Genomic DNA, 7,865 nt, shown 5'->3' on the forward strand with positions numbered 1-7,865 from the left:
GACGCTCACTTTCAAAGAAGAAGATGGTATTGACTTCCAGGCGATCACAGTCAAGATGCCCGGTGGTGAGTTAGTACCTTTCCTCTTTACCGTCAAGGAATTAGTTGCTACCAGTCAACCTGGTGTAGATAGCATCAATACTTCTACTGACTTTGCTGGTGAGTATAAAGTACCATCCTATCGCGGTAACGTCTTCCTCGATCCTAAAGGTCGTGGTGTTGCTAGTGGTTACACCGATGCCAATGCCCTCCAAGCTGAAGGCGTAAATCGTCAAGGCGATCGCAAGAACACCAAACGCGCTCAAACATCCAAAGGGAAAATCAACTTTGAGGTTGCCAAAGTCAACAGTGCTACTGGTGAAATTGCTGGCATCTTCGAGAGCGAGCAACCTTCCGATACCGACTTAGGCGCTCTAGATCCCAAAGAAGTCAAAATTCGCGGTCTATTCTACGCTCGTCTCGAAGCTAAATCTTAATTTAGTGGGTAGTGGATAGTGGATAGTGAATAGAGATCGGTCATCAATGCTCGATCGCGTAATATACCCTCACAGGTGTCAGATTGTTTTAAGATCCGGCACCTGTTTTTTCGATCTCCCATCTCCCCATCTCCCCATCTCCCCATCTCCCCGTCTCCCCGTCTCCCCATCTCCCCATCTCCCAACTCCCAACTCCCAACTCCCTTGCTGTCAAATCTCGAACAATTTTCAGATCTACTTTACCCCTATAATAGAAACTCGTTATCGGGAGTGAAATACCTATGGGTCGTGCTAAAAAAGTTGTGCTTGCTTATTCTGGTGGTGTAGATACCTCCGTATGTATTCCTTATCTCAAGCAGGAATGGGGTGTCGAAGAAGTAATAACCCTTGCGGCTGACTTAGGACAGGGAGACGAACTCGAACCGATTCGTCAAAAAGCTTTAGACTCTGGTGCGAGTGTGTCGCTAGTTGCCAAAGCGACAGAGCGTTTTATTGCCGATTACGCTTTTCCCGCGCTCAAGGCAAATGCGCTGTATGAAAATCGCTATCCCCTCTCGACAGCGCTAGCACGTCCCCTCATTGCCAAACTGCTAGTCGAAGCGGCGGCGGAATATGGTGCTGATGCCGTTGCGCACGGCTGTACGGGTAAAGGTAACGACCAAGTGAGATTTGATGTCTCGATTGCGGCTCTCAATCCTGACTTAAAAGTATTAGCACCCGCACGAGAATGGGGGATGAGCCGCGAAGAAACGATCGCTTATGGCGAAAAATGTGGAATTCCCTCACCTGTTAAAAAATCTTCACCATATAGTGTGGATCTTAATTTATTGGGACGCAGCGTAGAAGCAGGGCCGCTCGAAGATCCTTGGGTAGAGCCACTTGAAGAAGTATATGCACTGACTAAAGCGATCGAAAATACTCCCAACGAGCCAGAATATATCGAAATTGGTTTTACTGGTGGCGTTCCCGTAAGTATTAATGGGGTCGCACTTACTCCAGTTAGTTTGATTAGCCAGTTAAATCAAACTGTGGGCAATCATGGCATCGGTCGCATCGATATGGTAGAAAATCGCCTCGTCGGCATCAAATCGCGGGAAATCTATGAAGTTCCAGCTCTATCTGTGCTGATTCAAGCACATCGCGAACTAGAGAGTCTGACCCTCACTGGCGATGTCACTCAGTACAAGCGCAGCATCGAAGAAACATACAGCAAAATCGTTTACAACGGTCTATGGTATTCGCCGCTTAAAGCTGCCTTGGATGCCTTTATCGACCAAACCCAAACGCGAGTCTCTGGCACCATCCGCATCAAGCTATTTAAGGGCAATGCAACGATCGTCGGCAGAAAGTCAGAGTACAGTCTCTATGATGACAATCTAGCTACCTATGGTGCCGACGATCGCTTCGATCACAAAGCAGCCGAAGGCTTTATCTATGTCTGGGGTTTACCGACGCGGGTGTGGTCGCAGCGGAATCGGGGGTAGAGGGATAGGGGATAGTGAATAGTGAATAGGGGACAGGTAATGGGTAAGAGGTAAGAGGTAAGAGGTAATGAGTTTTAGACGCGAGCGTCTTTCTATTCACTATCCACTATCCACTATCCCCTATCCCCTAATCCCCTATTCCCTCTACCCTCTAAAATGTTGTTTCACTACATCAAATGGAGAGCAATCCCAGTAGTCGATATGACTGACAATTAACTCTGATTCATTCACGACTAATTCGCTTTTGCCACTGATTGTGATGCGGGGTTTCCAGGGTAGCGGGGTATTCCAGCTCAATGCCCAGCGGGTGGTAATGGCTCGATCGACCCGATCGAGGGCATATAATTCAAATGTGGGATGCTCGAACCATTTTTCGATAAAGCTAATCATCTGGCGATAGCGTTTTACTCCCCGAAAGCGGTTCAGGGGGTCTTGAAAATAAACATCTTCAGCATAAATATCATAACTTTGATCGATCGGGAATCTCGTATAGTCTTGGCGTAAAATCGTCAGGATATCCATTTTTTTGATATGTGGGAGATGGAAGATGGGAGATAATTAATTTTTCAGTTCACCAGTTTTCCGAACTCCGAACTCTCATCTCCCAACGAATTAAATTCTTAAAATTGCGCGATCGCCAAAATATTTTTTACTAGCTCGCTGTTGCTTAATGGTTCCATTTGGAGCAGATATGCGCGAATTAGTTCGCTCGACAACTCATACTGTTGTTTGTGCTGAAATACTGCCAAAACTACCAGAATAGCTAAGATATCTGAAGATTTGAGCGGGATAAAATGACCGCCAATATCCGCAGATAAGAGCTTGGGCAAACAGGTCGGTAATTGTCGAAAATCGGTCATCAATTCGCTTTGACGCAGCAAGCATAAGCGATCGATTCCGAAATCTTTATATACTAATAGTCGATTACAAGCTGCATTGACAAGTTGGGGATCGGCAAATGGTAGGATACATATTCCTAGATCGACTTGCAGCTCCGAAGGTAAGCGACACACTAATTTAAAGTCAATCAGACCCTGATTGCGTCCGGGTGGATAGATTCGATCGATGCGTTCGATCTTGACACCATCGATCGTTTGACCGATCGCTAGTGATAGACATAATAATAACCCAGCGGCAATTTTCTGTTTATCTTCGCTCGATTGGCTTAATGTCGGTAGCCATAATTGCCGCTCGATGGCGAAAGCTGCGGCTACGCCATCAAAGTCTGAAGTCGATAATTGGGGATCTGGGCTAATCATCTTACATTGGTAACTTATCGTCATCCGGTCATCATGGGGCGAAAATGTAGTCAAAAATCTCTAAAATAGGATTAAATACCAAATCACAAGTTTAGGCAAGATGACAGAATCAAAATCGGCACAGGAACTTTTTCAGGCTGCATACGAAAATCGTTACACTTGGGAGCCGAATTTTCCTGGCTATACCGCAGCAGTCGAGTTCAAGTATGGCGATACCGTCTTGAATGGGACGATCGTCGTTAAAGCAAATTTGAGTGCCGAAGTCATGGGGATTGAGGATGAGGAAGCTCGTAATTCAATTCTCGGTCAACTGCGGGAAGTCGCGATCCATCGCGTGCGCCGTACTTTTGCGGAGACTCATGGTAAAAATACCTTTAGCTATGGTGAAACTGACGCCACAGGTGCAGTAGAAATCCTCATGGGCGGCAAGTCCGAGGGCGATCGCTATAAACTGCGAAATAACGAAGTCTGCCACGTTCATCGCCATATTCACGGCATTATGGTGACGATCGACACCTTCAGCAGTCACGATACTGGGGCGGGTTATCTCTCTCATCGCTATGACTCGATCTATGCCGATCCAGCTACAGGCGAAATCAAGAGCGGTAAAATCGTGTTTGAAGATAACTATCAAAAAGTCGGCGATTACCAAATCCTCAGTCAACGGATTATCGAAGCTGTGGAAGATGGCAAGCCAGTGACTACCGAGTTCAATTTTACCAACATTGAGTTGTTACCTGCAAAAGTCGAAGCTGTTGCGGCGACGGTTTAGGCTTTGGGCTTTAGGGTTTAGGCTTTGGGCATAAGATAGTAGTTGAGATGAAGATCGCGATCTTCATCTCAACTATTACTTATTAAATTGTCGATCGCGTGGCGATGTTCGATCGGTCTGAGATCACGATCGCGACGACCGAGATATGCGATGCTGAGTCTAAGTTTAAGCTGTTGGCTCGTAGGAGTAGTCTAAAAAAATGCTGGCATATATCTTAGCTGTATTAGTTGGTACGAGTAGCGTGGGATTGTATTTGTGGGCTTTCTTGTTTCCAGAAATCCATCGCAAGCAGGATTTTATTTGGAGTGGCGTCGGCTTATTTTACGCACTATTTTTATGGCTGTACGCCCGTCAAGTAACGGGAGGGATCTTGGTCGGTCAAACGACCAGTGTGGCGTTGCTCGGCTGGTTTGGTTGGGAAACATTTAAGCTGCGCCGTCAACTAGTCCCGATCGATCGATCGAGTAATACCGAGCCAAATGTTACTAACCGCCAACAGCCGAGCGATTCCCGTCGGGCTACCCCTGAAGTCATCAAACAGATTCAAAAAACGCCTACACCACTCGCCGCAACTTCCAGACAGCCTCAGTCAGTGCCAGCAGCTACACCCGAGCGCCCCAGTAGCGGGCAAACACCTGTCGCTAGTAGCATTCCCTTAGAACGCGTCAAAGTGCCCCCAGTGACCTCCGATCGATCGACACCAATCGCCAGTAAAGTCGCTCCTCCCGCGCCACCACCAACTCCTGTCAACTCCAGTCCCCCCAAGGTGACGCTGCCACAGTCGATCGATTCTATTCCCGTAACTAAGATCGCACCACCAGCCACAGATGGTTCTGTCCCTGAAGATGAGGCTTGGATTAAGCTAGAAGTCAAGCCAGCGCCAGCGCCATCAAAACCATTGGGATCTCCAGCTCAACCACCAGCAGCAGTCAACATCGAACCCACAAAATCGCTGGCAGTTGAGCCTGAAATCGTTACTAAAAATATCCCGATCGATCCTACTCAAACCACCACAGGATCGGAATCTCAAAAGTGAGTGTAGAAGATCGTAGTCGATCGATATCTCCTGAATCTCTACGAACATTTTTTATTTAACCGTTAAGTTCGCTTGTGTAAGCTTAATAGATGACAAAGATAGCTCCGATCGCGATCGCGATCCACCTGAAAGTGATATCATTTCGCAGGTTAATGTATCTATCTTTCATGTTAAATATCAAAAAAATTTGTTGGGGACTACTAGGCGTAATGGCGATCGGTTCTTTTGAGCCAGTATTCAGTGCAGACGTACCAGAGATTCGCTCGGCGATCGGCGGCACAAAAATAGCTGCCGATCCAAGTTTAGCGAATGTTTTGAGCGGGAATAGCATCCCGACTTCAATTAAGCTCAAAGACTTGACTCCCGAATGGCGAGCAATGAGCACTAACGGTCAGTTTGAATTCGGCAATTTCCAAGCTTTTATTAATGTATTTGGGAGCGGTGCTTTTGCAACTAATTACTATACCAAAGGTCAAACTGTAAGTATTGGTTCTGAAACGTATATTATCGCCTATAGTTTGCTATCGTTGGCCGAAAAAGTTTCGCCAGAAATGCCGCTGAATCTATCGCTGCTGAATCTTAAGACGATCGGTAGTATGAGCAATATTCGCGCATTTGAAACAATCTCGGAAACCAAGGTTTTAGAAGCTCAGTTAGCCAGTCTTCAGATTGCCAATATCTTCAATCCAAGTAAACCTGATGACTCCAAAGATAAGCCAGCCGAACCCGGCGAGCCATTAGGTGAACCCGAAGTTAAACCCGATCGAGTCCAGCCTAAACCAACTCTCCGCAAGCGGATTCGTTCTAACCGAAAATATCGCCGCAGACCGATCCGCAGAGTCATCAGACGAAATATAAATAGGAATAAATAGGAGATCTTAAGCCAGTTTAGAGAAGCCGAGTCTGCTGATGTGGATTCGGCTTCACGGTAAGTGATGTCAACTATTTTGAGTAGTGGTAGCAATATTAGATTAGTTCGTCAATCCATGTTCGAGTGCATATCGGACTAGCTCAGTGCGGCTATTCGTGCCTGTTTTCCCAAACAGACGACTGACGTACTTCTCGACATTTCGGACACTGGTTTCGAGCTGCTTGGCAATTTCTTTATTCATCAAGCCAGCGGCGACTAAATCTAAGACGCTCTGTTCGCGCGGGGTCAGATCGATCCGGATTGGGGGTGGCGTTTTGACGATGCCGCTGGTGGGGTTGAGCATCCCGCGTAGCTCGGCGGCGATTTGTTTGGCGATTCCTTCCATTTCTGGGTTTTGGGAGGCAGCTACGGCAACGGTGCGGCGTTCTAGGAGATTTTGGACGATCGCGATCAGTTCATCAGGATCGAAGGGTTTGGATAAATAGGCATCGACACCCGCCTGATAGCCAGAAATGCGATCGGCTTTCATGCCTCTAGCCGTTAAGAAAATTACAGGCGTGGCTTTGAATCTGTCATCATCCCGCATTCTTTTGAGAAACTGATAGCCATCTTCCTGCGGCATCATCACATCGGAAATAACCAAGTCAGGCAACTGATGTTGTAACAATTCCCAGGCATCTTTAGCACTACTCGCCACTTGGACGGTGTACCCACTATCTTCGAGATATGCTTGCACCGCTTCCCGCAATCCTGGTTCGTCGTCTACTACTAAAAGTTTACCTGCCATGATTTTGCCTTCCCATCCGCTTGCAGTCTACACTTCTCACTTTAACAAAACTTGTCCGGTTTAAGCTGAGGATTATCTAATGGGACAGCGATCGAGTCGAGCTAAATTTCCACAGTGCTAACCCAGACAGCAGATGGTGTCAGTACTTTGGCTGATTGCATCCGAGTAACATTTGTTATGATGGCGGGTATAGATTGCTACCACCTAGATTCTACTCGACTGCTGTATTTGAGTTAGCTCTCGATCGCATCCTCAGCTCGATTTAACGGTTTAGCATCAGCCTTTACAAGTTCGTCACAGCTCGATCGATTGTCAGGTTGTCATATTAAATTAATTATTGAGATTGATGCTCCTCACCACTACACCAATTCCCACCTCATTAGTTATTACAATTTGGAGTTTACGCTCTGTTCCGATTAGTCTGCTGATCTTAATGTTTGTGTTTAATAGTGGCAGTATTCATGCGCCCCGTCCCAATTCTCACTTTTGGTTTGATGCGATCGCAATTCTCTGCATTGTCGGGATTCTTACTTACTGGAACTGGTTGAAAAGATTACACTGGAATATCAGCTTTACTATTTATTTATATATCTTTTTAGTTTTAATCCTGCGCAATCCTTACGGAATTTTGACAGCAGCCCCACAAGGACGATTGGGTATTACCGAATGGGAATCTATTCTCAATACTCTCTATGTAGGCTGCGGAATTTTTGGGATTGGTATGTTAATTGAAGGGCTAATTTTTAAGCTGCGACAGTCTCAAGTTTGGGCATGGTGGACGGCGTTAATTGTCTCGATGCTATATGTGGCGAGTGTGGTCTTTTTCTTCTCTGGAACATTGGGAATTTGGAGTTTACTCGATGCCGATACTAAGCAGCACTTCAAACGCTGGGTAAGGAGTAACTAATAGTTAATAATTAATAGTTAATAATTAAATAAGCTATTTACGAAATATTTTCTGACGCAATTGACCGATAAATCGGTCGAATTCCGGTAACTTTAGTTGGGAGACGATCGCTAGAAAGACAGTTAAGCTAATGCCTCCAGATAAGACCAGTTGCAATATTAAAGTAAAGGTATTGCTCATCGGGACAAACTGCTGCCACACATAACTAGTACCCCAGGCGATGCCACCAGTGATTACACTAGCAATAAATATCCCCACCAGTGGTAAAAAGCCC

At 46.0% G+C, this 7,865-nt stretch carries 9 protein-coding genes and 1 pseudogene; 6 read left to right on the plus strand and 4 right to left on the minus strand.

Annotated features, from left to right (window positions below):
• A partial coding sequence (gene psbO / locus RMO35_RS10600; RefSeq protein WP_309741047.1) for a photosystem II manganese-stabilizing polypeptide occupies positions 1 to 475 on the plus strand: 475 nt, incomplete at its 5' end.
• Between the two features lie 281 nt (positions 476 to 756).
• A complete protein-coding gene (locus RMO35_RS10605) occupies positions 757 to 1,959 on the plus strand; it encodes an argininosuccinate synthase (protein ID WP_309741048.1) in 1,203 nt (400 codons plus the stop codon).
• Positions 1,960 to 2,103: 144 nt separating this feature from the next.
• Here the strand turns inward: RMO35_RS10605 and RMO35_RS10610 are convergent, their stop codons facing one another.
• Positions 2,104 to 2,481, minus strand: coding sequence for a DUF2358 domain-containing protein (locus RMO35_RS10610; RefSeq protein ID WP_309741050.1), 378 nt, complete (start codon positions 2,479 to 2,481; stop codon positions 2,104 to 2,106).
• A gap of 98 nt (positions 2,482 to 2,579) precedes the next feature.
• On the minus strand, positions 2,580 to 3,272 hold the full coding sequence (locus tag RMO35_RS10615) for a hypothetical protein (protein WP_309741051.1): 693 nt from the start codon (positions 3,270 to 3,272) through the stop codon (positions 2,580 to 2,582).
• Between the two features lie 46 nt (positions 3,273 to 3,318).
• On the opposite strand from RMO35_RS10615, the gene RMO35_RS10620 reads away from it, so the two are divergent.
• The 3 genes from RMO35_RS10620 to RMO35_RS10630 all read left to right on the plus strand — a co-directional run bounded on the left by RMO35_RS10620 (position 3,319) and on the right by RMO35_RS10630 (position 5,898).
• On the plus strand, positions 3,319 to 3,990 hold the full coding sequence (locus RMO35_RS10620) for a DUF3386 domain-containing protein (RefSeq protein WP_309741053.1): 672 nt from the start codon (positions 3,319 to 3,321) through the stop codon (positions 3,988 to 3,990).
• A 199-nt stretch (positions 3,991 to 4,189) separates the two neighbouring features.
• Entirely contained in the window at positions 4,190 to 5,026 is an 837-nt protein-coding gene (locus tag RMO35_RS10625) for a Ycf66 family protein (RefSeq protein ID WP_309741055.1), read from the plus strand.
• Positions 5,027 to 5,115: 89 nt separating this feature from the next.
• Positions 5,116 to 5,898: a hypothetical protein gene (locus RMO35_RS10630; protein WP_309741056.1), complete on the plus strand. Its 783-nt coding sequence runs from the start codon at positions 5,116 to 5,118 to the stop codon at positions 5,896 to 5,898.
• A 99-nt stretch (positions 5,899 to 5,997) separates the two neighbouring features.
• On the opposite strand, the gene RMO35_RS10635 is transcribed toward RMO35_RS10630, so the two are convergent.
• Positions 5,998 to 6,684: a response regulator transcription factor gene (locus RMO35_RS10635; RefSeq protein WP_309741057.1), complete on the minus strand. Its 687-nt coding sequence runs from the start codon at positions 6,682 to 6,684 to the stop codon at positions 5,998 to 6,000.
• Between the two features lie 346 nt (positions 6,685 to 7,030).
• On the opposite strand from RMO35_RS10635, the gene RMO35_RS10640 reads away from it, so the two are divergent.
• Positions 7,031 to 7,591, plus strand: coding sequence for a hypothetical protein (locus tag RMO35_RS10640; RefSeq protein WP_309741058.1), 561 nt, complete (start codon positions 7,031 to 7,033; stop codon positions 7,589 to 7,591).
• A 33-nt stretch (positions 7,592 to 7,624) separates the two neighbouring features.
• Here RMO35_RS10640 and RMO35_RS10645 read toward each other — a convergent pair.
• A pseudogene (locus RMO35_RS10645) lies at positions 7,625 to 7,865 on the minus strand (lipid II flippase MurJ); the annotation flags it as partial.

This window comes from Chamaesiphon sp. OTE_20_metabat_361 (assembly GCF_031364565.1).

Coding starts and splice junctions, on each gene's coding strand:
- RMO35_RS10635 (WP_309741057.1), bottom strand. CDS start 6,684: ATGGCAGGTAAACTTTTAGTAGTAGACGACGAACCAGGATTGCGGGAA.
- RMO35_RS10610 (WP_309741050.1), bottom strand. CDS start 2,481: ATGGATATCCTGACGATTTTACGCCAAGACTATACGAGATTCCCGATC.
- RMO35_RS10640 (WP_309741058.1), top strand. CDS start 7,031: ATGCTCCTCACCACTACACCAATTCCCACCTCATTAGTTATTACAATT.
- RMO35_RS10630 (WP_309741056.1), top strand. CDS start 5,116: ATGACAAAGATAGCTCCGATCGCGATCGCGATCCACCTGAAAGTGATA.
- RMO35_RS10620 (WP_309741053.1), top strand. CDS start 3,319: ATGACAGAATCAAAATCGGCACAGGAACTTTTTCAGGCTGCATACGAA.
- RMO35_RS10605 (WP_309741048.1), top strand. CDS start 757: ATGGGTCGTGCTAAAAAAGTTGTGCTTGCTTATTCTGGTGGTGTAGAT.
- RMO35_RS10625 (WP_309741055.1), top strand. CDS start 4,190: ATGCTGGCATATATCTTAGCTGTATTAGTTGGTACGAGTAGCGTGGGA.